This is a genomic window from Paraburkholderia sp. GAS82 (assembly GCF_050436285.1).
Classification (GTDB): Bacteria; Pseudomonadota; Gammaproteobacteria; order Burkholderiales; family Burkholderiaceae; genus Paraburkholderia; species Paraburkholderia phenazinium_B.
In genome coordinates, this window is the sequence record NZ_JBNDLX010000012.1 from 30,629 (window position 1) to 57,389 (window position 26,761).

General features: G+C 60.2%; 23 protein-coding genes. 8 read left to right on the forward strand and 15 right to left on the reverse strand.

Translation table 11 applies throughout. From position 1 onward, the window contains the following. Position 1: 1 nt before the first annotated feature. The 10 genes from P3T17_RS30975 to P3T17_RS31020 all read right to left on the reverse strand — a co-directional run bounded on the left by P3T17_RS30975 (position 2) and on the right by P3T17_RS31020 (position 9,933). Positions 2-1,546 (reverse strand): amidase, encoded by a 1,545-nt coding sequence (locus P3T17_RS30975; RefSeq protein ID WP_429410442.1) that lies wholly within the window; start codon positions 1,544-1,546, stop codon positions 2-4. A gap of 29 nt (positions 1,547-1,575) precedes the next feature. Further along, positions 1,576-2,340: an SDR family NAD(P)-dependent oxidoreductase gene (locus P3T17_RS30980; RefSeq protein WP_074267305.1), complete on the reverse strand. Its 765-nt coding sequence runs from the start codon at positions 2,338-2,340 to the stop codon at positions 1,576-1,578. Positions 2,341-2,387: 47 nt separating this feature from the next. Next, positions 2,388-3,038 (reverse strand): ANTAR domain-containing response regulator, encoded by a 651-nt coding sequence (locus tag P3T17_RS30985; RefSeq protein WP_429410444.1) that lies wholly within the window; start codon positions 3,036-3,038, stop codon positions 2,388-2,390. Between the two features lies 1 nt (position 3,039). Then, the gene (locus P3T17_RS30990) at positions 3,040-4,194 is read right to left on the reverse strand and encodes a transporter substrate-binding domain-containing protein (RefSeq protein ID WP_429410446.1); all 1,155 of its coding nucleotides are present in this window, start codon (positions 4,192-4,194) and stop codon (positions 3,040-3,042) included. 77 nt (positions 4,195-4,271) lie between these two features. Then, a complete protein-coding gene (locus P3T17_RS30995) occupies positions 4,272-5,258 on the reverse strand; it encodes an acetamidase/formamidase family protein (protein ID WP_074267308.1) in 987 nt (328 codons plus the stop codon). 13 nt (positions 5,259-5,271) lie between these two features. Then, positions 5,272-5,979 (reverse strand): ABC transporter ATP-binding protein, encoded by a 708-nt coding sequence (locus P3T17_RS31000; protein ID WP_429410448.1) that lies wholly within the window; start codon positions 5,977-5,979, stop codon positions 5,272-5,274. After that, entirely contained in the window at positions 5,976-6,686 is a 711-nt protein-coding gene (locus P3T17_RS31005; protein WP_429410451.1) for an ATP-binding cassette domain-containing protein, read from the reverse strand. The genes P3T17_RS31000 and P3T17_RS31005 overlap by 4 nt, the downstream gene beginning before the upstream one ends. After that, a complete protein-coding gene (locus P3T17_RS31010) occupies positions 6,683-7,753 on the reverse strand; it encodes an ABC transporter permease subunit (protein ID WP_429410453.1) in 1,071 nt (356 codons plus the stop codon). Before P3T17_RS31010 ends, P3T17_RS31005 begins: the two co-directional genes overlap by 4 nt. 9 nt (positions 7,754-7,762) lie before the next feature. After that, on the reverse strand, positions 7,763-8,632 hold the full coding sequence (locus P3T17_RS31015; RefSeq protein ID WP_074267312.1) for an ABC transporter permease subunit: 870 nt from the start codon (positions 8,630-8,632) through the stop codon (positions 7,763-7,765). A gap of 65 nt (positions 8,633-8,697) precedes the next feature. Beyond that, a complete protein-coding gene (locus P3T17_RS31020; protein ID WP_074267313.1) occupies positions 8,698-9,933 on the reverse strand; it encodes an urea ABC transporter substrate-binding protein in 1,236 nt (411 codons plus the stop codon). A gap of 512 nt (positions 9,934-10,445) precedes the next feature. Between P3T17_RS31020 and P3T17_RS31025 the strand changes: the two genes are divergently transcribed. Beyond that, on the forward strand, positions 10,446-12,005 hold the full coding sequence (locus P3T17_RS31025; RefSeq protein ID WP_429410455.1) for an FAD-dependent monooxygenase: 1,560 nt from the start codon (positions 10,446-10,448) through the stop codon (positions 12,003-12,005). Positions 12,006-12,442: 437 nt separating this feature from the next. After that, positions 12,443-12,931, forward strand: a complete 489-nt coding sequence (locus tag P3T17_RS31030) for a hypothetical protein (RefSeq protein ID WP_429288857.1) — start codon at positions 12,443-12,445, stop codon at positions 12,929-12,931. 255 nt (positions 12,932-13,186) lie between these two features. Here P3T17_RS31030 and P3T17_RS31035 read toward each other — a convergent pair whose 3' ends face one another. Then, on the reverse strand, positions 13,187-14,071 hold the full coding sequence (locus P3T17_RS31035; protein ID WP_429410457.1) for an SDR family oxidoreductase: 885 nt from the start codon (positions 14,069-14,071) through the stop codon (positions 13,187-13,189). 105 nt (positions 14,072-14,176) lie between these two features. Between P3T17_RS31035 and P3T17_RS31040 the strand changes: the two genes are divergently transcribed. Genes P3T17_RS31040 through P3T17_RS31050 form a run of 3 tightly spaced genes read left to right on the forward strand, consistent with a single transcriptional unit; the run spans position 14,177 to position 16,621 of the window. Next, complete coding sequence (locus tag P3T17_RS31040; RefSeq protein ID WP_429410459.1) at positions 14,177-14,596, forward strand: winged helix-turn-helix transcriptional regulator; 420 nt, start codon at positions 14,177-14,179, stop codon at positions 14,594-14,596. A gap of 20 nt (positions 14,597-14,616) precedes the next feature. Then, positions 14,617-16,209, forward strand: a complete 1,593-nt coding sequence (locus P3T17_RS31045) for an NAD(P)/FAD-dependent oxidoreductase (RefSeq protein ID WP_429410461.1) — start codon at positions 14,617-14,619, stop codon at positions 16,207-16,209. Next, positions 16,202-16,621, forward strand: a complete 420-nt coding sequence (locus tag P3T17_RS31050) for a c-type cytochrome (RefSeq protein ID WP_429410463.1) — start codon at positions 16,202-16,204, stop codon at positions 16,619-16,621. Before P3T17_RS31045 ends, P3T17_RS31050 begins: the two co-directional genes overlap by 8 nt. Positions 16,622-16,713: 92 nt before the next feature. On the opposite strand, the gene P3T17_RS31055 is transcribed toward P3T17_RS31050, so the two are convergent. After that, positions 16,714-19,590: a sensor domain-containing phosphodiesterase gene (locus P3T17_RS31055; protein ID WP_429410465.1), complete on the reverse strand. Its 2,877-nt coding sequence runs from the start codon at positions 19,588-19,590 to the stop codon at positions 16,714-16,716. Positions 19,591-19,945: 355 nt separating this feature from the next. On the opposite strand from P3T17_RS31055, the gene P3T17_RS31060 reads away from it, so the two are divergent. Next, positions 19,946-21,208 carry a diguanylate cyclase domain-containing protein gene (locus tag P3T17_RS31060; RefSeq protein ID WP_429410467.1) on the forward strand — a complete coding sequence of 421 codons (1,263 nt, stop codon included), beginning with the start codon at positions 19,946-19,948 and terminating at the stop codon, positions 21,206-21,208. On the opposite strand, the gene P3T17_RS31065 is transcribed toward P3T17_RS31060, so the two are convergent. The 3 genes from P3T17_RS31065 to P3T17_RS31075 form a co-directional block, all read right to left on the reverse strand. Further along, entirely contained in the window at positions 21,209-22,168 is a 960-nt protein-coding gene (locus tag P3T17_RS31065) for an alpha/beta hydrolase (RefSeq protein ID WP_429410469.1), read from the reverse strand. Positions 22,169-22,400: 232 nt separating this feature from the next. After that, positions 22,401-23,267, reverse strand: a complete 867-nt coding sequence (locus P3T17_RS31070) for a hypothetical protein (protein ID WP_254368966.1) — start codon at positions 23,265-23,267, stop codon at positions 22,401-22,403. 371 nt (positions 23,268-23,638) lie between these two features. Beyond that, positions 23,639-24,526 carry an SDR family oxidoreductase gene (locus tag P3T17_RS31075; RefSeq protein ID WP_429410472.1) on the reverse strand — a complete coding sequence of 296 codons (888 nt, stop codon included), beginning with the start codon at positions 24,524-24,526 and terminating at the stop codon, positions 23,639-23,641. Between the two features lie 126 nt (positions 24,527-24,652). Here P3T17_RS31075 and P3T17_RS31080 point away from each other — a divergent pair, with 126 nt between their 5' ends. Both P3T17_RS31080 and P3T17_RS31085 read left to right on the forward strand, forming a co-directional pair. Next, positions 24,653-25,615: an AraC family transcriptional regulator gene (locus P3T17_RS31080; protein ID WP_429410474.1), complete on the forward strand. Its 963-nt coding sequence runs from the start codon at positions 24,653-24,655 to the stop codon at positions 25,613-25,615. Further along, positions 25,612-26,703 (forward strand): alpha/beta fold hydrolase, encoded by a 1,092-nt coding sequence (locus P3T17_RS31085; RefSeq protein ID WP_429410476.1) that lies wholly within the window; start codon positions 25,612-25,614, stop codon positions 26,701-26,703. The genes P3T17_RS31080 and P3T17_RS31085 overlap by 4 nt, the downstream gene beginning before the upstream one ends. Positions 26,704-26,761 lie beyond the last annotated feature (58 nt).

Genomic DNA, 26,761 nt, shown 5'->3' on the forward strand with positions numbered 1-26,761 from the left:
CTCAGGTCGCGAGGTGCGGCACCTTCCGGTGGTTTGTGCCATTTTCATACGCATAGGCATATCCAAGCAACGCCGCCTCATCCCACTGGCGGCCGACGAAGATCAGTCCAAATGGCGATCCCGACTCGTAATAGCCCGCCGGCACTGCGATGCCGGGCAGCCCCGCGATATTGATCTCGCCCACCGTCGTTTCCTGGATCGTGCTCTTGCCGTGAAGCGGAGGAAGCTCGCATCGCATTTGCGGAAAGACCAGTGCATCGAGACGATGCTCCGCCATGACCGTTTCGAAGATGCGCAGATAGCGCGCCTTCAGCGCGACGAACTCAGGCATCTCGGGCGGCAACGAGGGATCGGCCAGCGCCGCCTTGAAATCTGCGAGGTTATGCAAATAGTGCAGCACGCCATCCGGTCCAAAAGCGTCTTCGTCTTTGGTTGCTTCGGCGAATGCCGCGAAGGTCTTCAACGGTGCATGCTTGCCGAGCCGCTCCAGATATTTCTCGATATCGTAAGGGATCGACTCGAGACCCCGTGCATCGAAGTTCGAAAGCGGCGGGGTCGGCTGCCGCAATTCGGCGAACCCCGAACCTTTGAACGGATCGTCGATCAGGGTCGCGCCGAGCGCGGCCAGTTCGCCCTTGACTCGCTCGTACAGCGCCGCGGCTTCATCGGAAAGCGGTTGGGCGCGCCATCCCGGACCGTATAAACCGATGCGCTTGCCCGCCAGCGCATTCCGGTCCAGTCCCGCGGCATAGCCGCCTTCGGGCTGCCGTCCGACGCTGGCGAGCGTCTTCGGGTCCTCGCTCGAATATCCCGCGAGAATGTCGAGGCACAGCGCGGCGTCTCTCACGTTTCGGGCGATGGGCCCCACCACATCCCGATTTGCCGAAAGTGGCACCACACCGGCGCTCGGCACCAGCCCGATGGTCGGCTTGATGCCGACGAGGTCCTGCGCCGACGCGGGGTTCTGGATCGACCCACCGGTTTCTTCGGCGAGCCCCAGAACCGCCATGGCGGACGCCACCGCCGAGGCCGTCCCCGCGCTGCTGCCTCCAGGTGCCCGTTCGGGCATCACCACGTTGATTGTCGGTCCTGCCCAACTGTCGTTCGCATGCGTGCCGGTATGGCTCAACACGGGAACATTCGTCTTGCCAAGCAGAATGGCGCCTGCACGCCGCATGCGTGCGACAACCGGCGAATCGCGCTCGGGCAACAGATCGATACCGCCTTTCTTGCTGTACAGCTTTGCCCATCCCGCCGTGGTCGGGAATCCGACCATGTCCATCGGGTCCTTGATGACGACCGGCACGCCGGCGAGCGGGCCCAGCCGCTCGCCGGCGGCACGTCGCTCGTCGATTCTTCGGGCATCTTCTATGGCGGCCGGATTCAGGAAGATCAGCGCGTTGTATTTCGCGTTGTAGCGCTCGATCCTGTCGAAGCAGGCCCGGGCCAGTTGCTCGGCGCTGAAACTTCCGGCTGCAAACGCAGCCTGCACGGCCTCGACCGTCAGATTTTCCAGATCGATGTTCATCGCTTTACCCTGTTCCATTCAATGCTCCTGTTGAGTCGACGCGCTACTCAGAGCTGTACGCCACGCGTAAGCGCACCATCGACGACGATGTTCGAGCCGCTGACGAAACTCGCCGCCGGACTCGCGATGAATGCCACTGCATTGGCTATTTCCTGCGGCCTGCCCATGCGTCCGGTTGGATTCAATGCAAGAGCGGTTTCGAACAGCGTCGGATTGTTATGCTCGATCCAGTCCCACACCCCACCTTCGAAATACACATTGCCGGGCGATACGGTATTTGCGCGAATGCCCTTTGATGCCAGCTGATTCGCGAGCCCCTGCATGTAGTGAACAAGCGCAGCCTTGAACACGCCGTACGGCCCCGCGGCGAAATCGATCTCGCGTCCGGAAACGCTCGATATGGCGACAATCGACGCGGCCTTGCTCACCTCAAGAAACGGCATGGCGGCGTCCACGAGGTTGACGGTGCCGAGCAGATCCGTCTCGAACTCCTTGCGCCAGGATTCGATGTCATTGCCGATTGCGAGTGCGCTTACATTGGCCACGACGATGTCGAGTCCGCCCCACTCGGAACCTACGCGCCCGACCCACGCCTTCAGCGCTGCGCCATCCGATACATCGACTGCCGTACCCGACGCGCGTGCGCCGCTCAGTTCCTGCAATGCGCTAGCGGTCGACTTGACGCTGGCCTCGTCGCGCGCACAGATGGCGACTTCCGCGCCTTCTGCGGCCAATGTGCGCGCGATCGCGAGGCCAATGCCCTTGGTGCCGCCGGTCACAATCGCCTTCAGGCCCTTCAGTTGCAGGTCCATGCTGGTCGCTCCTTTGCCTATCGATGAATAACGTTTTGACGGCGCATTCAATCCTTCTCGCGCCCCGGCTCCGATGCCACGCCACGAGCGATCTGCAGCACCTCGCCCGCCTGAATGACGGAGTGACAGATATCGTCGACGGTCACGCGCTTCTCCATCGCCTGCGCGCGTAGCATGTCGTACGCCTCGCGTTCGCTCACGTGGTGCATGGACATCAGAATTTCTTTCGCTTCCTGCAGATGCCGGCTGTCGAGCAGCTTCTGTTCGAGCCGGGCGATGCGCTGGGCGTGCTGACGCACGCGCTTCGCGTGATACAGCGCCATCACCACAGTGGAGAGCAGCCCCGATGCGCGAATTGGCGTCGTCACGATTCCGTCCGAACCCATCTTGATGGCCTGATCGATGAAGGTCGGATTCTCATAGCTCACCACACAGATGACAGGCGGTGCATCGGGCCCCGACCACTCGTTCTTCGGCGCGCGCTCTTCCGGCAGCAACGCGCGAAACACGAGGTCGGTCTGCTCGGGTAGCGTGTCCGTCGGCGGCCAGCTTCGCTCCACCTGAAAGCCCATGCGCCGCAGATGGTTCATGAGCGTCTGGCCGTCGCCGTCATCCGGATGGAAAACGACCACGCGCGCAATGCGCTCGAGGATCGAACTCGTGAGGCTGCGCTGCCCTCTGTCGGCTCGCGTGTTCACGTCAATAGTCCCGCGTGCTTAACTTCGTGACCCAGTCTCCGAGCGTCTGACGCGTCATATACGGATCGGGACCGACCGCGAACTTCGATTCGCGCAGAATGGTGAACTGGCCGTCCGCATTGGCGCGGCCAATGCGCGGATAAAGCGCCATGTGATGATTGACCGGATCGATGCGTACCCGGCCTTGCGGTGCAGTAAATTCCGAGCCGAGCAGATGCGGCATGATAGTGCCGATCTCATCGGAGCCTGCGCGCACGCATGCCTCCGCAAACATATGCATCTGATAGTACGCGGCCTCCCAGTTCATGTCGGTGGGCGTGTCCGCGCCGAAGCGCGACTGATGGCGCCGCACCGCGCGATGATTCTCCGCTGTGTCGATGCTCTGGAAATAGGGCGCCGCCGTGTAATGCCCCGCCGCGATGCCACGCTCCATCGCATGAATTTCGGTCTCGGAGGTATTGAGGCTGCCGATAGGCATACGGGACGGATCGAGATCCGCGTATGCGTAAGCGTCGTAGAGATAGGGCACGGTCGCACCGATGACCGTGCTGAAGATCCAGTCTGGCGACTTGCGCCTGATGTCCGCTACGACCTGCGCGAACTGATCGCGCGTGGCGTCGAGCGGAAGGTAACGCTCACCGAGAATCGCACCTTCAGGATGCTGAAGCAGGAGCTCCTGCATCGTGCGATTGCATTCATAGGGGTAGACGTAGCGCGAGCCGATGAAGTAGACGCGCGCACCATAGGCTTCCGTCATGAAATCGGCAAGCTGCACGCCGTTCTGATTCGGCGAAGCGCCGCTATAAATGATGTTGTCCGAGTATTCGAAGCCTTCGTACTGCTGAGAATAGATCAGCAGCCGGTTATGTTTCTCCACAACGGGCAGCATGGCCTTGCGGCTCGTCGAGGTGTATCCGCCAAAGATGACGTTGACACCGTCCTGCAGGATCAGCCGCTCGGCAAGTTCACGAAATGCAGCCGGGTCAGAGGCGGGGTCGTAGTGCAGGGCGACGAGTTCGCGGCCGCCGACGCCGCCGTTCGCATTGATCTCCTCGATGGCGAGGGACGCACCGCGCCACTGTGACTGCTCGAGCAACGCGGTCGAGCCGCTCGTCGAGCAAAGAAGGCCCACTCGGATGACATCGGACAAAGCCATTTCGTGATGCACTCTCGAAAGCGCGCAGGGCGGGTGCCCCGCGCTTTGATCTGCCTTGATTCTTGCTGCTTGACGCTTTATTTCAGGTAGTGCTTCGCGACCATCGCGCCAACGGTGTATTTTGGATCGACAAAATTACCAAGGCGAACCTTGCCGACCTGACTGAGCATCATGTACGCGTCCCATTTGTCGAAGCCATATTCCGCGGCCATCCACAGCACCAGCTCGCGATAGGCGATGCGCGTCGCGTCCTCCAGCGGCCGCGCGCTGCCGATGCTCATCAGCGCATCCTCGTTCTCGAGGCGTGGCCAGGCGATCTGCCAGTTCTTGATGAGATCGACGCGTACCGTCGTCGTGCTCTGATACTCGACGGCTGTGCCGCAGACTTCGCCGTCACCCTGGCAGGCGTGCGCATCGCCGATGAAGAGCCGCCCGCCAGGCGAGCGCACCGGCAGATACGTGATGCTGCCCGGCCCCATATCGGGCACGTCCATGTTGCCGCCGTGATTGTCGGGCGTGAGCGAATTGATGGAATCGATCTCGGGCGAAAGACTCAACGTGCCGATATGCGGCTTGTACGGAAGCGTATTGCGTTTGCTCCAGTACACATTCTCTTCGTCGATCTTGATCTTGCGCACGATTTCCGGCAACGGCTCGTTGAGCAGGGCAGTGTAGTCGGTGCCGGTCAGTCCGCCGAAGTTCGGGATCATGCAGCAGAAGCCGTGCGGATCGTCACCGCGCGGCGCCATCTTTTCGATGTACACAGCGACTACGTCACCTTTCTCCGCTCCTTCGATCATGATCGGGCCGTTCTGCGGATTAAGAAATGGCACCTGTAAAACTTGCGATGGCTTGTCGGTCTCCTCCTTGATCTTGCCTTCGAATGCGTCGCGGGTTTCGACCACGATGCGGTCGCCCGGCTTGACGTGCAGCACCGGCTGCGAATACGGCCCGATGGTGTAGTGATACGTCTTCTGCAGCTCCTCAGTAAGATGATGCTCCACCGGTTCACGATCAGCGCCCACTCCGCGCTTCATCATGATCGATTCTTCAAGCCATTTCATGTGCTGTTCTCCGTTACAGTGCCAGATACTGGCGAATCAGGTGTTCGTCCCCGAGTTGCGCGGGGGTTAATGTCTCGACGATACGGCCCTTGTCCATCACGCAGCAGCGCGTCGCGATGCGTTCGACCATGCCCATGTCCTGCTCGACCAGCACAACACCGATGCCCGTTTCGCGCGCGATCTGCTGTAGCGTCTCGCCGATCAGATCGACGATGGAAGGCTGAATGCCTTCCGATGGCTCGTCGAGTAGCAGCACCTTCGGCGAGCCGATGAGCGCGCGCGCGATTGCCAGTTGCTGCTGTTCGCCGCCGCTCATGGTTCCCGCTTTCTGCTCGTAGCGCTGCTTCAGAACCGGAAAGTAGCCGACGACTTTCTCTCTCATTCGCGCCGCCTGTGCGCGATTCGCCTGCGTGCCGACCTGAAGGTTTTCGGCGACGGTCAACGCGCCGAAAATCTCGCGTCCCTGCGGCACGTAGCCCATGCCTTGCTGCGCGCGAAGGTAGGGTTTCCGGTGGCCGATCGCATCGCCGTCAAGCATGATTTCACCCGCATCGAGCGTGATGAGGCCAATCAACGCGCGCATCAACGTGGTCTTGCCAACGCCGTTGCGCCCGATCAAGGCGAGCACTTCACCTCTGCCGACGCTGAGCGACACACTGTTGAGCACGCGTCCGCCGCCGTAACCCGCCTCGACGCCTGATACCTCGAGCAACGCGCTCATTTCCGCTTCCCCAGATAGACTTCGGCGACATCGTCGCGCGCGAGGATCTCGTCGAGCGGGCCGTCCGCGAGCACACGCCCGCCATGCAGCACCGTGACGCGCGAGGCGATCTGCTTGACGAAGGTCATGTCGTGTTCGACGACCATCATCGTGAGACCGGCTGCCGACAGACGCTTGATGAGTTCACCGGTCGCGTGCGTCTCCTCGACCGACATGCCTGCTACCGGTTCATCGAGAAACAGCAACTTCGGGCGCAGCGACACGGCCATGGCAATTTCGAGCCACTGCTTCTTGCCATGCGACAGATTGCGCGCGAGGACATGTTCCTCGCTCTCCAGCATGAAGCGGTGCAAGAGCTCGTCGAGGTTCTCGGGCCGGTCGTCCTTCGCGCGATGCAGCGACAATTGCAGATGCTGGCGCACGCTCAGGTCCGGGAACACGCCCGGAATCTGGAACTTGATGCTCATGCCCATGCGGATGCGCTCGTGCGGCAGCACATGACTCATGTCCTCGCCGAGAAACATCACGCTGCCCTCCGACGGCCGATGCTCCCCGGTGATGAGCTTGAAGAAGGTACTCTTGCCCGCGCCGTTCGGCCCGATCACGCAGCGAATCTCGCCTGCATCGATCCTGAAGTCGATTCCGTTGATGACGTGTGCGCCGCCGAAGTGCTTTCTGAGTCCGCGCGTTTCCAGTAGCGTGGTCATGACTTGCCTTCCTCCTGCTTGAGGCGTGCGCTCCGATGGCGCGCACCGTCATGCGCGCGGCCGGAGACACGCCGCAGATGCCGCGTGACGAACGGCAGCAGTCCTTCGGGCGCGCCCAGCACGACGATCAGCAGAATCGCGCCGAGCAGAATCAACGCGTACTGGCTGCCGTATACAGCGAGGTTTTGCGAAAGCCAGACGAGCAGCGCCGTGCCGAGAATGGCCGCGCCTATGCTCTTTCTGCCCGACGTTGCAACCCAGATGACGGGCATCGCGGCGGCAGTCAGGCCCATCGTCGACGGTGTGATGTAGGAGCCCCAGATCGTGTAGAGCGCGCCCGACAATCCACCCAGCGTGCAGCCGAGCACGAACACCAGCCATTGATGACGGCGGATATCGACGCCCAGCATCTCCGCACGCTGCGGATTCTCGCGAATGGCGATGAGCGTGAGGCCGAACGTGCCGTTGAGCAGCTTGCGCATCGCGGCATAAACCACGATCAGCAGGATCACCACGAGGTAATAGAAGCTCGCGTTTTCCAGCGTGAGCGGGCCGCCCGGCCACGGAATCGTCAGTTGCGGCATGCCGCCCATGCCGTTGTAGCCGTTCAGCCGCGCTTCGCCGATCGCCCATTGCGGGCCCGCAGTCTGCGACATGAAGGTTTCGAGAACGAGCGTTACCGACAGCGTGACGATACCGATGAAAACACCCTTGATACGGCCGTAGAAAATCATGTAGCCGATCAGCGCCGCGACGACGACGCTCACCACCAGCCCTGCGCCCAGACCCAGCCATGATTCGAGCCACGTATCGCCGTAGTTCAATGTGAAGATGCCGTAGCTATAGCCCGACAGTCCGAAGAAGGCGGTTTGCCCGAATGACAGGATGCCCCCATAGCCCCACATCGCGGCGAGCCCGACCGCGCTGAATGCCCAAAGCAGGCAGTAGGCGAGATTGCCGCTTGTGTTCGCATCGACCACGAGTGGCAGGCCGAGCGCCACGAGCCACGGCACGTAAGGCAGCGCGCGCGTCGTGACGCTCGTCGAAGGCTGCTTCGTTTGCTTCACTTCTGCCTCCTAGCGCAAGCGGGTGAAGAGATTGCCGAGACCTTGCGGCATCAGCCGGATCACGACGATGACCGTAACCAGCAGCCCGATCTGCCCGAACAGCTGACCGTAGGAGGCAGTGAGCGCAGTCTGGATGACGGCGAGCACAGCGGCGGCCGGCGTCGTTCCTGCGATCACGTTGGCGCCACCGACGACCACCGATACGAAGGCCTGCACGATGAAGTTGCTGCCCATTGTCGGTACCGCTGTCATGGTCGGGGCATAGAGCGCACCGGTGAGGCCCGCGAGGCCCGCGCCGAGCGCGAAGGTCAATGTATAAAGCCGGTCGGTGCGCAGGCCGAGACATTGCGCCATCTTGGCGTTCAGGATCGTCGCGCGTGCACAGACGCCGTAATTGGTCTTGAAGAACAGCAGATAGAGGCCGAACAGGATCGCCAGCGCGATGCCGGGCAGCACGGCGCGATACGTCGAAAAGGAGTACTCGCCAAGCGAGAACGATCCGAACGGCGTGCTGATGCCTTCGAGCGAAGGACCGGCGACCAGCAGCATGGTCTGCTGAACGATAAGGCTGATGGCCCACGTCGCGACAACGGAATCGAACAGACGGTCATACAGATGACGGATGACGAGCCGTTCGATCACCACGCCAGCCAGTGCCGCCGCGATCGCGCCAAGCAGCATCGCGAGAGGCAAGGGCACGCCGCGCTTGGCCGCAATGATCGTGACGTACGCGCCGCACATGATGAACTCGCCATGCGCGAGATTGATGACGCCCATCATGCCGAAGATCACCGCGAGGCCGAGCGCCGCGAGCACCAGATAGGCGAAGCTGTCGCCGAACTGATAGATGAGCGAATAGAGAACCGATAAGGTGGCCATGCATGCTCCACGTTCAGGAGCGGGCGCGCGGCGGCAATGCGTCTGCCGCGGCGTGCCAGCTTAAATCAGGACTTCTTGGGGAGATCCGACGGCGTGTACTGACGATGATCCGGTTTGTTCGGCAGATCGCAGCCGACCTTGCCGAGCCAGTACGGCTGCACATCGGGCCACACCTTTGGAATCTCGACGGAGTGATCCTCCTTCACGTGGACCAGAAAGATGGTGTGACTCGCGTGATGGCTCTTCGGGTCGATGCAGACCTTGCCTTGCTCACCGTCAGTGCAGATGGTTCCGCTTTCGAGCGCCTTGCGCACGGCGTCCTGGTTTGTCGAACCGGCTTTTTCGACGGCGGCCTTGTACAGATAGATGGCATCGTAGGCGTTCGCTGCTTCCTGATTGATGTACGGCTCATTCGGGAACTTCGCATGGAAGCGCTTCTTGAAGTCGTTGCTCGCGGGCGTATCGACTTCCTCGACGTAGTTCGCCGTCACGTACATGTCCTTGAGTGCAGGCGGTTTGAAGCGCTTGTGCTCATACGCCTGACCGACGTTCACCGAACTCGCCATTGGCAGATTCAGATGCGCCGAAGCCTGCTGCTCGTAATACGACGACTGGTTCGCGCCAACCAGCAGCGTGACCACGAAATCGGGCTTCGCCTTCTGGATGTTCTGGATCGTCTGGCCGAACTGCGATACGGACAACGGAATGAATTCCTCGCCGACCATCGTCCCGCCGTTTTCCTTGACGATGTTGCGCACCCACTCGGCGGAGATCTGCCCGAAGTTGTAGTCGGCGGCGATTGTGTACACCTTCTTGCCGTACTTCTGCATCATCCAGGGAATGAGCGTCGAGAATTGCTGTTCGGGCACCGCACCGGTCACAAAGGTGTTGGTGTCGCACACGCCGCCCTCGTACTGGTTGTCGTACCAGTAAAGCTGATGCGCGCGGTCCATGATCGGGCGGATCGCTTCGCGCGAGGCGCTGGAAAATGCGCCGAAGATGACGTCCGGCTTGTCGGTCTGGACGAGACGTCGCGCAAGTTCCTGAAACTTGGTGTTGTCCGACTGGGTGTCGTAGGCGATCAGTTGCACGGGGCGGCCGAGAATGCCGCCCTTTGCGTTGATCTCTTCGACCGCAAGCTGCGTGGCGTGGATCTTCGGAATGGTCGCCAGTGCGAAATTACCCGAGGCGTCTTCCAGCAAACCGATTTTCACCGGATCGGCGGCGCTCGATGCGAGCGAAGTCAGTGCAAGTCCTGCGATAAGGGCGAGACGCATCCAGCCCGACGGCTTCAGCAACATGCGGATTCTCCAGAGGTGAACGCTAGACAGGGAAAAAAGCGGACAAAAAAAAAGCCCTCTGACGAACTGATGTTCGTCAGAGGGCTTCTGTGCCGGGTCCCCGGGCGGACGTCATTGTCAGGCCACGGGGTGAGAGGAAAGTCTAAAGCGCCGTATTTTCAGTTGTCAACATGGCCAAAAATCGATGCGGACGCTACGCGGTGAATTATGGGTTCCATGGAGCGACGAGCATCCCCTCGTGGCCGATGCCGGTCCAACGAGGCCAACTGCGGTCAGCCCGCCTCGGCCGCCGATTGTTGCCACGCCATCGCCACAATGTTATAAAGCGATGTCGGAAAAGGCAGACTTGGTTTGGTAAGCCCAAGTCCTTTCGGTAACGAAAGCTCTGGTCTTTGGCCTCGCGCAAGAGATCCCCACGACGAACATTCGACGCTGCACAGGCGTCCAAACGTTCGTCCGTGTGGTTCTCAATCGAGGAACGCTCCGGTCGGACATCGACACAGGAGTAGTTCATGCGCAGACATCACTCAGATATCTATGACGTTGTAATTGCCGGCGCTGGCCCCGTCGGCCTGTTTCTCGCTTGCGAGTTGCGCCTGTTTGACCTCTCGGTCCTGGTGCTGGAGCAAGCCGAGGACCCACACTCCCCATTGAAGCAGCTTCCATTCGGAATGCGCGGCCTTTCGGCGCCTACGCTTGAAGCGCTGTATCGTCGTGGGTTGCTGGACGAGGTAGTCGCGGCGCAGCGTGAGAGTGAGGCCGCGGGCGAGAGTGCAAAGGCAGCACACTGGATGGGACAGCCGCGTCGGCCAGCCGGCCACTTCGCGGGCATCCAGTTCTATCACGACGACATCGACACATCGAAGTGGCCATATCGCCTGCCAAGCCCGGCCGGCACCAGTATGGCGGTCGAACTGGAGACACTCGAAACTGTCCTGGCACGCCGAGCCAGTGCGATGGGGGCTGAGATCCGGCGTGGCTTTAGCGCCGACGCGATAACGGCGTCTGATGACGAGGTAAGTGTTCACGCGGGCGGCGAAACTTTCGCTGGACGCTGGCTTGTCGGTTGCGATGGCGGCCGCAGTGCTATGCGCAAGGCGGGCGCCTTTGAGTTCGTTGGCACCGATCCCGAGTTCACTGGCTATTCCGTTGAAGTCGAGATGGCCGACGAGCAAGCGCTCCGCCCTCGCCGGCACTATACGTCGAATGGTATGTACACCTATGCACGACCTGGCACGATCGCGATGGTGGAATTCGACGGCGGCGCTTTTCACCGGATCCAACCGATCACGCTGGAGCATGTGCAGGCGGTGTTGCGCCGCGTGTCCGGCACGGATATCACCCTGACGAAGCTTCAGATCGCTACCACCTGGACGGATCGCGCTTTCCAGGCGACAACGTATCGCAAGGGACGCGTACTGCTTGCAGGTGATGCCGCACACATCCACTCCCCCCTGGGCGGTCAAGGGCTCAATCTCGGTCTGGGCGACGCGATGAACCTGGGCTGGAAGCTGGCAGCCACGATCCGTGGCGACGCGCCGGCCGATCTACTCGACAGCTATCAGCGGGAACGGCATCCCGTGGGAGCGGACGTTCTTGACTGGTCGCGCGCACAGGTTGCGCTTATGCGCCCCACCCAAAGCACGCGTGCGCTTTCAGCCGTCATCCGTGGCCTCATCGAGACCCGCGATGGCGCGACATACTTTGCTGAGCGTGTGTGGGGCGTTTCGCTTCGCTACGATCTTGGCGACGGTCATCCGCTGGTAGGCCGCAGTGCTCCTGATTTCGAGCTCGTCGACGGGACTAAGGTCGGTAGTCTTCTGCGCGAAGGAAAAGGGTTGTTCCTGGAGTTCGACCCAGGCGCATCGCTTCAGGCGCTCGCGAGCCGTTGGCGAGAGCGGGTCACCTACGTCGCGAGCGACGTCAAGGAACGGCTGGGATTGCGCGCGGTATTGCTGCGCCCTGACGGGTTTGTTGCGTGGGCAAGTGAGGCCGCGGTTCGCGATGAGGAACCTGCCGAAGCTTTGGCGCGATGGTTCGGCAAACCTGAGGGTGTGCCTGGCCCCGCCTAGGGCCACTTATATCAGACGGAGGCCAATGCCGCGACTGCGAAAACGAAAGCGTTGAAGCAAAAACACAAACGGCAAATCTTTTGGCAGCCTCAATTGGGCAACCCAATTATGCGCAATGGATACGCAATTAACTCAAACCGAATAAATTTTAGAATACCTCGCGCGGTCGAGGGTCAACGCCGCGTCTGTCACACCGTGCAATAGGAGGGGTGTTCGGCGAGTGCCCCGTCTTTGAGGCCTCGACCCGGATGAAAGAAAGCCGGGCGCAGGTCTAAAGTTTTCTTTTTTTAATCCGATATTATTTCTGGGCTGGTAATGCATCAGTCACCGGCGGACTACGGTCGAACACGATCCGGACGTTCGCTCGACCAGCACCTCGCGGAACGGGCCAAGAAAATAGATTTTCAAACACTGTAATAATAAAAACTGGGAATTTCATGAATACGAAAATTATCGTCGCTATCGGTCTTGCAACGGCACTGTGTGGCTGCTCGGCGCTGCAACAGTCTTCGTCACAACCGCAAGCTTCATCACAACCGCAAGCTTCAGCGTCTACAGCAGCAAACAACCAGCAGTTATCTTCAACTGCCGATGGCCGCCCCATCCAGAAGGTCCGTGTCGGCCAAATCAATGGCGAAATTATCGGTACGCCTTCGAAGAACAGCAAGTTTGCGAAACTTCGGATTGGTATGGGGCAGAAGGAAGTCCAGGACTTGATCGGCATGCCTAATGATTCTCACACTTACACTACAGGCAAGGCATTTATCCCGTTCTATTTTGGAAAGGATGCCTATCGTTTTGAAACCTTTTACAAGAAAGAGGGCTCCCTTACTTTCCAGGGCGGTGGTGTGACTGGGAGCAGCGGGGTACTTATCCGCGTGAGTGTCGATACGACATCGGATGGCTATGCGCATGACAACAATTGATCGTTGCGATTAGTTTTCCGAAAGACGCCCAGTTCGTGTAATTCCAGAGAAATCGCGCACGTTGCTGGGCGTGCTGACATGCATTGCTAGCCTCGGCAGCGCAACCCCACCTGCCCACCCGGACTCGTGCACAGGTAGCCCGACTTGTCGAACGAAGCCGGCTGGCTGGGCGACGTGATCGTTTCGGAGCGTTCAGTCAAGCCACGCATTTCCCAAAGCGAACCCTTGACGTCCGGCTACAGCGCAGGAAGACGCTCAAACTGCATAGGTGGCCTTGGCCTCTTCCAGGTAGTCGGCAAGCCGCTTCGGAGAGCGGCCGATGAGCGATTCGAGATGGTTCGTGACGATAGAAAGATTGCCAGCCCGAACCTCTGCCTCGATTGACACCAATACAGAAATAAACACGCCCGGAACACCAGCCGCGTTCAGTTCCGTGACGAGTTGCTCGTCCGACACATGGACGACGGCAAGCGGCTTGCCTGTAGCCAGGCGAGCGAGGTCGGCGATCTGTTCGGTGGACAGCGCTTCAGACCCAGTCAGTGTGTAGGTCCGGCTATCTGAGGTTGTCGTGACCAGCGCTGCGGCGATCGCTTCAGCGATGTCCTCCCTTCCGACGTACGACGTTCTCCCACCTTTGGCCGCTGTATGCCATTGCCCGCTTTTCAGCGCGTTGGGGAGCGACCTGAGCAGGTTCTCGTGATACCAGCTGTTTCGGAAAATCACGTACGGCATACCGGTGGCCTTGATGGTCCGCTCGGTTTCCAGATGGTCCGGTGCGAAGGTCAGCAAAGAACTCCCTGGATTGGGCATCGACGTATAGGCGAGACGCTTGACCCCCGCCTCGACGGCTGACGAGACCGCATTGCGATGCTGCTTCAATCGTGTGCCTACCCCATCCAGCGCATCTGTGGAAATGATCAGGACGGTGCCGACGCCTTTGAACGCTGCGGTCAGGCCTTGCGGGTCTTCGAAGTCCGCCTTGCGAACCTCAATGCCCGCTGCCGCGAGGTTGGCAAGCTTTTCCGGGCTGCGGGTGCCGGCGATGATGCGGTCGCGCGTTACGCCGCGCGCAAGCAGATGCTTGATAACAAGCTGGCCGAGTTGACCGGATGCACCGGTGACGAAAATGGTGTCGCTCATGGACTAGCCTCATTCTGAGTGTTACTCTCGTTTTGAGAGCGCCTCGATAATCAGGCGTCTGCGCTCTTCCGTAAAGAAGGCAGTTTTTCAGGAGATAGTTACCAAATGGGAACCACCAAGCCGTCGATTGGCGATCTCAAGACAAGGCTGGAGGAGGCCCGGACCCAATTCGGTCCTTTGGCGAATTGCCCGGTGCGCGACGTCATCGATATCATCAGCGGGCGCTGGAGTTCGCTGCTGATGTTGGCGCTGGCCGAGCACCCACATCGATTCGGTGAACTTCGCCGGTTGGTGCCGGACATCTCGCAGCGAATGCTTACACAGACGCTTCATGAGCTACAACGCGACGGCTACGTGAATCGCGAGGTCTTTCCCACGAAGCCACCGGGCGTCGAATACAGCCTGACTGAACTCGGTCATTCGATGTTCGAGGCGTTGAACGTTTTGATTCAATGGGCCGACGAGAATCACGCTGCAGTCACAGCGGCTCGCCGGCAATTTGATAGCCAGAGGGAATCTGCGTAAGTCGCATTGCGCCCGCCCTTATGTCGAGAACAACCACCAATGCGATAAGCCGCCGGCAACTGCTAACGCTGATCGGCAAGAACCTCGGCGCGGCCGCCATGATGCAGGGCATGAGCTCGTTGGGGTTCGCCGCCACCTCGACCTACGCCGGACCGATCAGACTTGATGGCGCGCCCAAAGGAACACGAATTCTCGTGCTCGGCGCGGGCATGGCTGGCCTCGTCGCAGCGTTTGAATTGAGGAACGCAGGTTACCAGGTGCAGGTGCTTGAGTACAACAACCGTGCGGGTGGTCGGGCCTGGACCGTTAGGGGTGGGGATCGTTATACAGAACTCGGCGGCGCCTCCCAGTACTGCGATTTCGCAGACGGGCTTTACCTGAACCCAGGGCCTTGGCGTATTCCGTATCACCACCAGGGCGTGCTCGACTATGCCAAACGCCTGAAGGTACCGCTCGAGCCATTCATCCAGGTGAATTACAACGCATACCTGCATTCGACGGAGGCTTTCGGCGGCAAACCGCAACGATTCCGGGAGGTGCAGACCGACTATCAAGGCTATATCGCCGAGTTGCTTTCCAAAGCAATCCACAAGGAAGCACTCGATGATGCGTTGTCAGCCGACGATGCGCATCTACTACTCGAATCCTTGCGCCAATGGGGTGCGCTCGATCGGCATGGTGTCTATCAACCGAACCAGCGAAGCAGTGAACGCCGCGGATTCGCGACCGCACATGGCGGTGGGTTGATGCCCAAGGCCGTGCCGTCGAATCTGCTCCCGCGCGATCCCTTGCTTGCATCCCGTCTGTGGCAATGGCTCTCGTCCGGGAACGAGCAGGACTTTCAGAGCACCATTTTCCAGCCCGTTGGCGGCATGGACAGGATTGCCCATGCGCTTTATTCGCAGGTTGCGAGCGCTGTAGTGCTTAACGCCCGAGTCACGGCCATCTCTCAGGACGAGCAAGGCGTCAGCGTGCGCTACACGGACACGGTCACTCGAGCCGAACGGAACGCGCGCGCGGATTGGCTGGTGTGCACCATCCCGCTCTCGATTCTGAGTCAGATCGACATGGCGGTCGGCCCGACCATGCGTGCCGCGATCGATGCGGTGCCCTACGAGACATCGGTGAAAATCGGGCTGCAATTCCGCCGGCGATTCTGGGAAGAAGACGAGCAGATCTACGGCGGCATCACTTACACCGACCTGCCGATCTCGACGATCGGCTATCCGGCAACAGGTTACGGATCGACCGGTCCTGCGGTACTGCTTGGCGCCTACATGTGGGGACCCGCCAGCTATGAGATGGGTGCGCTGCCCCCGGCGGAACGGATCGCCATGGCATTGAGCCAGGGTAGCCAGATTCATCCGCAATATGCGAGCGAGTACCAGAACGGCTTTGCAATGAGCTGGAGCCGATCGCCGTTCACGAATGGCTGCTTCGCCGCCTGGACAGATGCGTTGAGAAAGGCGCACTACGAGAATCTCTGCCAGATCGACGGACGGATCGTCCTTGCCGGAGAGCACGCTTCCCATATCCCGGCATGGCAGGAAGGCGCGGTGTTGTCGTCGCTGGATGCGATCACCCGGTTGCATCGGAGAATCGTCAATGGATAGGCCGTGGTCGATCTCCGGCGTAATGTTGATGGCCTTGCTGATGGTAGCCGCGAAGGTATCGGCTCAGGCGGTGGTGCAGGACGCGCCACGCACCTTCACGCTTTCGCCTGGCTACCGCTTCACCGAAACGAGCGGCGAAGCGCTTTACAACGCTACCTGCGCGGGATGCCATATGCCGGATGGAAAAGGCGCACAGGGCGCGGGTCACTATCCGGCGCTCGCTGACAATCCGGCGGTCGAAGCGGCACCCTACGTCATCGTCAACGTACTGCACGGCCGAAAGGGGATGCCATCTTTTGGCGACGCGATGAGTGACGATCAGGTTGCTGCTGTCGTCAACTACACGAGAACCCATTTCGGCAACCGGTTTGACGGGGATGTCACGGCAAGCCAGGTTAGAAGTCTGCGCTGATGTCGCGTGGCATGGCTCTCGATAAGCTCGCACAATTCCGCTACATCCGCCGCGTCCACGTGATCAGCCGGGGGCCGACAAAGCCCAGAGCGCTAGCAAGCCGACGCTTTCGCAACCTTGCCCGTGCCGCGCTCACGGTTCGACAAACCCGGAAGAGCATCAAGCGGCATCGGCTTATCGAAGAAATACCCCTGCGCCTGGGCAGCGCCCATTTCCCGCAGTATCGCGAGTGTCCCCGCATCCTCGACGCCCTCTGCGACGACCGGCAGACCGAGCGATTCCGCCATTCGCACGATCGCTGTGACAATTGCACGGCTGCGGGCGCTCGCGGTGAGTTCGAGGATAAACGACTTGTCGATCTTCAGACCGCTGAAGCGATACTGGTGAACATAACTCAACGACGAGAATCCGGCGCCGAAGTCATCGAGTACAACAGACATGCCGTTATCTGCGAGACGCTGCATCGTGCTGCGCGCGAGATCGGGTTCGGCAACGAGCGCGCCTTCCGTCAATTCAAGGCACACGCGCGAGGGCGAGACACCGTGCCGGTGCAACAGCGCGAGCACGTCGTCCGCAAACTCAGGCCGCGTGATACTAAAGCTCGAGCAGTTTACGTGGACGGGCGGCCAGTTCGCGCGCTCCGGCGCCGACAAAATGATGGCGACGCGGGTAAGCATGTAAAGGTCGAGTCGCCCGATTAGCCGCAAGCCTTCGAACCGCGGCAAGAACTCGCCGGGACTGACAATCCGTCCATCCGGCTGCCGCCAGCGAATCAGCGCTTCAAGCGCGACAACGTCGCCCGTCGCGACGTCGACGATGGGCTGGAAATACGGCAGCAGTTCATCGTCGCGTTTAAGCGCATTACGCAGCGCACCTTCGCGCTCCACCTGATCCAGCACCTCCCTTCGCAGCTCGTGATTGAACACGACATAGCTGTCGCGGCCTGCGCTTTTCACGCGATACATCGCGATATCGGCGTCACGCAGGAGGTCGGCTGGCTTGTTGTGGTACTGGCAGTCGGCGTTCACAATGCCGATGCTGCACGAAGAGAAAACCGCATGCTCGTCAATATCGAACGGCAGATCGAATGCGGCGAGTATGCGCTCCGCAATGAAAACGGCATCGCTCAACGGAGCATCTGGCGAGAGAATTGCAAATTCGTCGCCGCCGAGACGCGCCAGCAGATCGGTCGAACGCAGGCAGCCGCGCAAGCGATCCGCCGCCTGAACGAGCAACATGTCTCCGCAGTGGTGGCCGAGGCTGTCGTTCACGATCTTGAAGCGATCAAGATCAAGGAACATCACCGTCAGTTGGCTGCCCGTTTCGCAATAGGCACTCCATGCGGTCTGCAGCCTTTGGAGCAGGTGGCTCCGGTTCGGCAGCCCGGTTAGCGAGTCGTGCAAATTTTCATGCACGAGGCGCGCGTTGGCGTTGTCGAGCTCCCGCGTGCGAATCTGAACGCGGGATTCGAGTTCTGCGTTCGCCGCATGCAGGGCATCGGCGGCTCGCCGGCGGGACAGCGCGGTGTCGATATGGTGCGACACGAACGTCAGCAGTTCCTGATCGCGCTGCGAGTAACGAACGAGTGGCGCGTAGCTTTGTACGGCGAGCACTCCGCGTACGTCATCACCATCGAACAGCGGTACCCCAAGCCACGAGCGAAGCCGCACTTCTGAAGTGTTCGTTTCGATCTCGCCTTCGGCTATCAGGCGTAATGCGCCGTCCTCGTCAAGAAGGCAAGGGCGACGCTCGCGGATCACGTATTCGGTAAGGCCGCGTCGCCCAAAGCGCGGTGGCGGTGGCTCGTGGATATGTTCGTCGACGTAGTACGGAAAGGAAACGGTCTGGGTTTCCGCATCAAAGAGTGCGATGTAGAAATTGTGCGCGTAGAGCAGCTCGCCGACGATCTGGTGCAGGCTGCCAAAGAATCCCACCATGTCTCCGGGGCGGCTCGAAAGCTCTGCGATCTGAAAGAGCGTTGCCTGCAGGTGTTCCGCACGCTCGCGCTGGGCGATGCCTTCGCGCAGCGCTGCATTGACCTGCGAGAGTTCAGAGGTGCGACGCGCGACCTGTTCCTCCAGATCGGCGCGGTGCAGGATCCGGTCTAATGCCATGGCTACGTGCCGCGCTACCACCAGGAAGAGCTCGCGGTCCTCGGCGCTGTAGATCCGCGAGACGTCGTACACCTGCATCGCAAGCATGCCGAAGACTTCATCCGAAGCATTCTTCAGCGGCGCGCCCATCCAGAACTCGGGGCAGTCGCCGATCGGGTAGAAAATACCGGCGTCCTTTCCGGCGCGGATCGTCGCAGCATCGACGAAAAGCGGCTGACCGGTCGTCAGCACCTGGGCAGTCATCGACGGACGCGCAGGATCGAGAATGTCGAAGTTTTCCGCTTCGATGACATCGGCGTCGATCACGTCAACATAGTACGGGTAAGTGATCTTGCCGCTTTTGCGGTCGTACAGCGCCAGGTAGAAATTCTCGGCGTCGATCAGCGTACCGAGGCGCTCGTGCACGCGCCTCAGGAACTCTGCGCGATCAGGCACCGAACTCGCGAGATAGGCGATTTCATACAGCACGCGCTGCGTGTTCTGGGCACGCGCGAGGGCGTCGGTCTGAGCGCGTTCGCCCAGACTCCGGGCGAATTCCTGCAGGGATTCGTCGTCAGCAAATGCGGCTGGCGCAATGAGCCAGCCGAGCACCCGTTCGCCGCGGCCCGTGGCAAAGCGTAGCCACCCCCGGCCAGCGCAGAGTTTTACGAGACCCTGTTCGGCGATGGTTTGCGGCCAGTCGAGCGATGCATCGCCGTGGCCGGCAAGGTGCAACTGCTCGCCCGCGCGATACCAGGCCCACGTTTCGGCCCATGGCTGGCTGCCGTTCCTCACCGCCCGCAATTGGGCATCGATTGCCGGAGCAGCCAGCGCGGTGCTCTCCGCCGGATTTTCGCGTGCGGATGCGTCAGCCATCGGAAGACGCTCGTTCGTCGTGCAACGCCAAACCTCAACCTCACTCAAATGTTTGTCGGTGGTGTGTATTCCGCGAGGGCGCGCAGCCTTTTTTTTTGGATACGCTCCTTGTGCTAACGGCACGGGAAGCTGAGGCTTGAAGGGTTTTTGATAGCCGAATGCGTCGAGCCTGCGCCGCAGCAGGGAAGAATAAGGCGTGGCGCAGAAATATCAAAATTGCCAATAAATACGCGCGACTGACATCATTCCTTCAGAATGTTCTTCGCCTGCCGTTAATTCACGTAGCGGTCGCTAACTTTCATGGGCTTCTTTTCAGGTGCCGCATCGCAACGGTGAACGAGATTTCTGAGGCATTATGTCCTGGCGAGAATTACCGGATCTGTTCTCGGTCGGATTACTGATCTACGCATTTGTAGCGGTCGCACGGCCTGCCGGCTCGACCATGACCCGGCTTTGGTTGCGCGGCTGGATCTGCATCGAAATACACTTCGCCGCGTATTCGTTTCTTGCGTTGCCCGGAGCCTGGGGCGCAGCGGCAGATGCAATCGGCACGGCCGCGCTCATCTGGTGTGCGCAGCTCTTCTGCTGGTCAATGGACGCGGAGCCTCGGCATTGGAGTAGCCGGCTCATGTTCTGGAGCCGTGCGCTCGTCTACACGTTGTACATCTGCCTTGCGGATTGGCCCGGCGTGCCTGCGCCGCCGAGAATGGTTGTTGCGACCTTGCTCGCGCTGGTCCCGCTGACCATCTTCTACGTCCTTCCGTCTGCGCAGCGAACCACCACGCGCCTTACAACGGTAGTGCTCGACATTGCTCTAGCCGTCGCCCTGTTATTTTGTGAAATGCTCCCCGCAACCCTGGGCGTGCAGACAGCGACGATGCTCTGCGCCGCCTACCTGTACTGCTGCATTCAGTGCTGGTTCATGCTGAAGGCGCGCACCGGTGGCTTTATTGTCACGTTCGTCGGGCTGTTGACCTGGGCGGCGGTTTTTCCTATGGGGCTGCTCACAGACCTCTGGCTGCCCAAAGTTGAGTTCGACGTCGAAATGTGGAATCTGCCCAAGTTCCTGGTTGCGGTCGGCATGATCATGTTGCTGCTTGAAAATCAGCTCAAGCAGAATCAACATCTGGCGGACCACGATGAGCTGACCGGCTTGCCAAATCGAAGGCTATTCGAAAGCCGACTGGGTGCGGCGCTCTCGCGGGCACAGCAGAAAGGCGTCAGGGTCGCTGTGCTGGCGATCGATCTGGATGGATTCAAGTCGATCAATGACAGATTCGGCCATCGTGCCGGCGACCTGGCGTTGCAGGATGTCGCCCGTCGCTTCGCTGGCTGCGTCCAAAGCGGCGACACGCTGGCGAGGACCGGTGGCGACGAATTTAGCCTTCTACTTGAGTGCCCGATGAATCGGGACGCCGCTGTCAGTATCGCCAAATGCCTGCAGGATAGCTTGATGGCGCCTGCGAAGGTGTCGGGCGAGCAGGTCCAACTGGGCGCAAGCATTGGCATCGCGCTTTTTCCAGAAGACGCCGGAACGCTGGATCAACTGTGTTCGCTGGCGGATCAGCGGATGTATGCGGCCAAGCGGGATGCGCAGCTTTTGGCGCAAACGGCTTGATCAGATTCCCGATTGCAGCTTCTCTCCGAGAAACACACCGATAGCCTCGAGAGCCTCTCCCGAAGCCTTCAACGTTCCGATCCTGCCGTGGAATCCGTGTGGCATCCCCATCCAGACATCGACCCGTGCATCGATACCTGCGGCGAAGGCGCCCTGGACATATTCACGTGAGTCATCCAGTAGCACTTCATCGTCTCCCACGTGAACGCGAACGGGAGGTAAACCGCTCAACGGTGCATGGAGCGGCGAAGCGTGGGGATGTTTGGGATCGGCGCCACGCAAATAGGAATGCACAAGTTCGGACACTTGAGCGCGCGTGAAAAGCGGATCGGCGTCTGCGCGTGTCTCGTAGGTGGCGCCCGAGAGCGTCAGATCGGTAACGGGTGACAGGGCAACCACGCCAACAAGCGTCGCCTTCGCAGGGACGTCGTTGCCGGCGATGCGCGAGGCGAGGATCAGGGCGAGATTACCGCCGGCCGAGTCTCCAGTGATAGCAATCCGCTCGATGTTTCTTTCGCCAAGTCCGAGATAGCAGGCCAGCACATCGTCGACGGCTGCGGGGAACGGATGCTCGGGAGCCAGCCGATAGTCCGGAACGAAGGCCCTTACTCCGCTTCTCGCCGCGATATGCGCGACAAGATGGCGGAATGCGTTGGCGGAGCCGAAGTTAAACCATCCTCCATGCAAATGGAGGATCGCCTCGCCCGGCCGACAGTGCTCAGGAATCACCCAGATGCCTGGGACGCCGCCCACTGCGTCGTGTTCGAACGTCACGTTTTCGTGCGGCAAAACGCTTTCCATCATGGCATCGAAGGCCCCGCGCGCTTCGATCCCCAGCCTCACCCCTTTGGTGGAACTGGCGCCGGCTCGCATCATCGCGATGATCTTGCCGTCTTCAGGATCGAGTGGATGCATCACGACAAAAGAGTTAGATACGCCGTTGGCGGGTGAATTTTCCATCGCTAACTCCTTTATCGTGTAAGAGACATCGTCCGGCGATCGGACCTATGCACGGATAGTAGAGTGGCAGCGAGGGCGCGCATATCTCCTGAATTACAAAGCAACTTTGCGCGTGGTAGAACGCCGGACATTCGTTGCCGGCAGGATAGGACCCTGCCGCCGCAGGCAACGCGCTACGCGGCAAGGTGTCGTTTTGCGAGCCGTTCAACTGAGCGGCGGCTGAGGCCGCCCTTTAAAACGTCACCGCTGTACGCAAGCTGGCGACGGCAGCGGCATTCAGGCGAATCTGATATTGGTGCGAGTAATTGAGTGTATAGCCGGTGGACGTACCGGGTGCCGCGACCAGGTACACGCTGCCGCCCAATACGGTTCCCGCCTTAACGAAGTTACCCTCATAGACATTGCCGTTGAGCTGGTAAAAGGTCCTGTAGGTAGGTGTCGTCAGGTTAGGGCGCACCGCCGAAGACACATACGTCGTCACGCCGTTGATCGACGACACGCTGCCATTGGTCAGCGTGTAGGTCGTGCCGTCATCGTTTGAGACAATGCCTCCTGCAGCCATCAAAGCCGCGATGGTCGTACCGCCTGCCACTGGATCGGGCGTATTGCCCGTTGTAGAACCGGCGTAATCGACAACCGTATAGGTATCAGCAACTTCGGTCGCCGTGTATTGAAGATATGCGGAACCAGTGCCCCAGACGGCCGATGCACTGAGTAGCGATGCGTTGTAGTAAAGCGCATTGAACCATTGCGCCAGAGCGGTCGGAGCGGCCGCGACGGCTCCGCTCAAGGGGACCACCGAAAGATTGCTGCGCAGCTGGCTTGCTACCACCGTCACGCCATCGGTCGCAAGAGCGTCGACCACGATGCCGGTGCCCTGGAAACTCGCAGTGTTAAGCGATCCGGAGCCCACGACTATTGCACCGTTGATCAGGTAGCGGCCATTGTCGAAGGTGGTCGGAACACTTAACGTGGCGGCAAGCGACGTCGACGGAGTGCCGTTCAGCGGTTGTGTGCCGGTGGACGGAGACGCGGCCGTCGACGCATGCGATTCAATCAGATAGTTAGTGCCGTTTACCGGCGTGCCTGAGGCTGGCAATGACCATTGAACGTTGTATGAGGCATTCGGCGCCAGCGCAAACTGTTCGAATGCTTTCTGATCCGCACTCAGGCCCGCAGTCGAAGATGAACTGCTACCTCCACCTCCCCCACCACACCCTATCAGTAGAACTGACAAAGTAACCGCGATCGCTATCCCTGGTCGATTGATGTTTTTCATTTTTCTTGGTTGTAAGCCTGCTGTTATATTTTTGAATTGCTTTAGTTGGACGCGTGCGCCAAATCAAAGCAATGTCGTGGTATCTCTCTATACCGTTTTATTCTGCGTTAATAATTTATCACCCTCCTGATTCGAAGGGTGATATTTGGTAACGGATTTTTCCAGGGCTCACGTTACCAAATATTCAACTTCTATTCATGGTTCATGGCTTCAAGATCGGCGATCAGTCCCGGCCCCTTCGGCTGCCACGAAAGTCGTTCCTGCGTAAGCGCGCCGGATGCGGGCATGTCGCGGCTGACGAATGGACTGAGCCAATCGAAGTGTGCGGGTGCCTCCTCAGCGGCAATGCTCTTTACCGGTACGTTTAGACCTCGACCGATGGTTTCGGCAATCGTCCGCAGCGATATACCTTCTTCGTCGACCGCGTGGTATCGGCTGCCCGCTACGTTTTTCTGCATCGCCAGCACATAGACACGGACCGCATCGCTGAGGTGCACTGCAGCCCAACGGTTAAGCCCGTCGCCGACGTAGGCAGAAACGCCTTTCTCTCGAGCCAGTTGAATCAGATTGGTAATGAGCCCTTGCTTGACGGGAGTGTGGACTTGCGGAAGCCGCACCACCGATACGTGGACGCCACGCTGTGCCAGAGCAATCGCAGTTAATTCCGACGCATTACGCGGGCTCGGGTGGTCGGGATTCGTGTAGTCCTCCGTTGCTGGCTTGCCTGGCGCAGAGGTACCCAACATGCAAACGGAGGTAATGACGAGAGGGCGTTGCGAGCCGAGCAGCGCGGTGCCCATTGCTTCGACAGCTTGCTGGTCTGCTTCACAGTTCGCAGCGAACCTTGTGAAGTCGTGATTAAAGGCAGTGTGGATGACACCGTCGGCCATACCCGCGCCGCGGCGCAGGCTGTCGAGATCCTCGACATCGCCACGGTGCACTTCGGCCCCGATCGCGGCGAGCGAACGCGCACCGTCCTCCGATCGCGTCAGTCCGAGTACCTGATGGCCGCCATTGATGAGTTCCTGGGCAATGGCGGAACCCAGAAAGCCGGTCGCACCGGTAACAAAAATACGCATGATGAATTGGCCTTTACGTAGGTTAAGGGCTGCAGTCGCAGTCCAACGATGCCTAATGTAGGCGTCGCCCGTGATACGATCAATGTCATATAGTCCGCATTTTTGGATCGATCGTCCGGGAATCTCATGGATCCGCTCTCAGACCTGTTGTCCCTGCTGAAACCTCGGAGCGTTGTATCGGGGGGCGTCGCAGTGAAGCCCAACACGGCGATTCAATGGCCGCGACATGAAGGCATCAAGTGCTATGCGGTAGCCTCCGGTCAATGCTGGTTATCCGTGGATGGCGTTGCCGACCCGGTGCTTCTCACTGCTGGCGACTGCTATTTGCTGCCGCCGGGTCCGCCTTTCTGTCTCGCCACTGACCCTTCGGCGAAGCCTGTCGACTTCGCACAACTGCGGGTAACAGGCGGCCTGGATAGCAATCCCGCTAGCAGCGAAGGCGGAGGGTGTTATCTGGTCGGCGGCCACTTTGTCCTCACTGGTGGCCACACCGAGTTGCTGCTGGGCTCGTTGCCGACCATCGTGCATATCCGCAAGGAATCGGACAGGGCGGCGATGCGTTGGTCGCTCGAGCGCATGACCGAAGAGATGCGCGATCGGCAACCTGGAGGATCGTTGATCGCCCAGCAACTCGCCTACATGTTGCTGGTTCAGGCACTGCGCCTGCATCTGGGCGATAAGGCGAATGCAGGCGTGGGCTGGCTCTTCGCATTGGCGGATAAACAGCTAAGCGCAGCACTCACCTGCATGCACGATGATCCGGGGCATCCGTGGACGTTGCAGTCGCTGGCTGTTCGCGTAGGCATGTCACGTTCGAGTTTCGCGCTGCGTTTCAAGGAGACCGTGGGGACGTCCCCAATGGAGTACCTGACCCGCTGGCGGATGCTGTTGGCGTGCGACCGGCTGAAGAATCCGGACGACTCCATTCCCCGCATCGCCGCATCGCTCGGCTACGAGTCCGAAAGCGCGTTCGGCAAGGCTTTCAAACGCGTCGTAGGCTGCTCGCCGAGGCAGCACAGCCGGCAGAGCACGACGTCACGCAGTTACGATATTCTCTCCTTCCGCACAATCGACGGGACACCGCTATGATTCGCTTCACATCCCTGCTGGCCACGGCAGGAATGTTCGTACTGACCGGCCTCGTGCCGGCCCACGCTGCGACAACTGAACCTGCTTCCGAACAGGCAGCCGATTTCACCGAACACGACTTCCACTTCGCCGACGGCGCTACGTTGCCGGATATTCATATCCACTATGCCACCTTGGGCACGCCACGGCGCGATGCGCACGGCGAGATCGACAACGCGGTGCTGCTGATGCACGGCACCACCGGCACCGGCAAAGCTTTCCTCACGCCGACCATGCGCCAGGAACTCTTCGCTCCCGGCGAACCGCTCGACACGAGCCGGTACTTCATCGTGATGCCCGATGGCCTGGGCCGAGGCGGTTCAAGCAAGCCGAGCGATGGCATGCACGCGAGATTTCCGCACTACGGCTATGGCGATGTCGTCGAGGCTAACCATCGTTTGCTCGTCGAGGGTTTGCATATTCATCATCTGCGCCTGGTGCTCGGCACGTCGATGGGTGGCATGCAAACGTGGATGTGGGGCGAGCGCTACCCGGAGATGGCGGATGCGTTGATGCCGATTGCCAGCCAACCCATCCCGATGGCCGGCCGCAACTGGCTCTGGCGGCAGATGATCGTCGGCGCGATTCGCAACGACCCGGGCTGGCAGGGCGGCGACTACACCGTGCCGCCCACCCAATGGACTCGCGTGATGCCGGTCTTCACGATTTTCACCAACAACCCGGCTCGCATGCAAAGCGAAGCTCCGGATCGCGACGCGGCCACGCATCTGTACGATACGCTGGTCGACAACGCCCAGAAGAGCGACGCCAACGACGTGCTGTACTGGTTCGAATCGTCGTGGGACTACAACCCGGCGCCTGATCTGTCGAAGATTCGCGCGCGATTGTTTGCCGTCAACTTTGCCGACGATCTGATCAACGCCGCGGACTTAGGCGTCATGCAACGGGAGATGAAAGCGGTGCCGAACGGTGGGTACGTCGAAATACCCGAGACTGCGCATTCTTACGGCCACCAGACCCTCGCTCATCCTGAAGTGTGGAAGCCATACCTGGTGCAGTTGCTGAGCGACACGGCCCAGGCGCACTGACCGATGCAATGACCGAAGGACGCCAGCACGGTCATCCCGTATCGTGCCGGCGCAAGCG

What these genes read in the sequence shown, in the direction of transcription:
- P3T17_RS30975 (WP_429410442.1), bottom strand. Translation starts at nt 1,546, where the DNA reads ATGGAACAGGGTAAAGCGATGAACATCGATCTGGAAAATCTGACGGTC.
- P3T17_RS30980 (WP_074267305.1), bottom strand. Translation starts at nt 2,340, where the DNA reads ATGGACCTGCAACTGAAGGGCCTGAAGGCGATTGTGACCGGCGGCACC.
- P3T17_RS30990 (WP_429410446.1), bottom strand. Translation starts at nt 4,194, where the DNA reads ATGGCTTTGTCCGATGTCATCCGAGTGGGCCTTCTTTGCTCGACGAGC.
- P3T17_RS30995 (WP_074267308.1), bottom strand. Translation starts at nt 5,258, where the DNA reads ATGAAATGGCTTGAAGAATCGATCATGATGAAGCGCGGAGTGGGCGCT.
- P3T17_RS31000 (WP_429410448.1), bottom strand. Translation starts at nt 5,979, where the DNA reads ATGAGCGCGTTGCTCGAGGTATCAGGCGTCGAGGCGGGTTACGGCGGC.
- P3T17_RS31005 (WP_429410451.1), bottom strand. Translation starts at nt 6,686, where the DNA reads ATGACCACGCTACTGGAAACGCGCGGACTCAGAAAGCACTTCGGCGGC.
- P3T17_RS31015 (WP_074267312.1), bottom strand. Translation starts at nt 8,632, where the DNA reads ATGGCCACCTTATCGGTTCTCTATTCGCTCATCTATCAGTTCGGCGAC.
- P3T17_RS31020 (WP_074267313.1), bottom strand. Translation starts at nt 9,933, where the DNA reads ATGTTGCTGAAGCCGTCGGGCTGGATGCGTCTCGCCCTTATCGCAGGA.
- P3T17_RS31025 (WP_429410455.1), top strand. Translation starts at nt 10,446, where the DNA reads ATGCGCAGACATCACTCAGATATCTATGACGTTGTAATTGCCGGCGCT.
- P3T17_RS31030 (WP_429288857.1), top strand. Translation starts at nt 12,443, where the DNA reads ATGAATACGAAAATTATCGTCGCTATCGGTCTTGCAACGGCACTGTGT.
- P3T17_RS31035 (WP_429410457.1), bottom strand. Translation starts at nt 14,071, where the DNA reads ATGAGCGACACCATTTTCGTCACCGGTGCATCCGGTCAACTCGGCCAG.
- P3T17_RS31040 (WP_429410459.1), top strand. Translation starts at nt 14,177, where the DNA reads ATGGGAACCACCAAGCCGTCGATTGGCGATCTCAAGACAAGGCTGGAG.
- P3T17_RS31045 (WP_429410461.1), top strand. Translation starts at nt 14,617, where the DNA reads ATGTCGAGAACAACCACCAATGCGATAAGCCGCCGGCAACTGCTAACG.
- P3T17_RS31050 (WP_429410463.1), top strand. Translation starts at nt 16,202, where the DNA reads ATGGATAGGCCGTGGTCGATCTCCGGCGTAATGTTGATGGCCTTGCTG.
- P3T17_RS31055 (WP_429410465.1), bottom strand. Translation starts at nt 19,590, where the DNA reads ATGGCTGACGCATCCGCACGCGAAAATCCGGCGGAGAGCACCGCGCTG.
- P3T17_RS31060 (WP_429410467.1), top strand. Translation starts at nt 19,946, where the DNA reads ATGTCCTGGCGAGAATTACCGGATCTGTTCTCGGTCGGATTACTGATC.
- P3T17_RS31065 (WP_429410469.1), bottom strand. Translation starts at nt 22,168, where the DNA reads ATGGAAAATTCACCCGCCAACGGCGTATCTAACTCTTTTGTCGTGATG.
- P3T17_RS31075 (WP_429410472.1), bottom strand. Translation starts at nt 24,526, where the DNA reads ATGCGTATTTTTGTTACCGGTGCGACCGGCTTTCTGGGTTCCGCCATT.
- P3T17_RS31080 (WP_429410474.1), top strand. Translation starts at nt 24,653, where the DNA reads ATGGATCCGCTCTCAGACCTGTTGTCCCTGCTGAAACCTCGGAGCGTT.
- P3T17_RS31085 (WP_429410476.1), top strand. Translation starts at nt 25,612, where the DNA reads ATGATTCGCTTCACATCCCTGCTGGCCACGGCAGGAATGTTCGTACTG.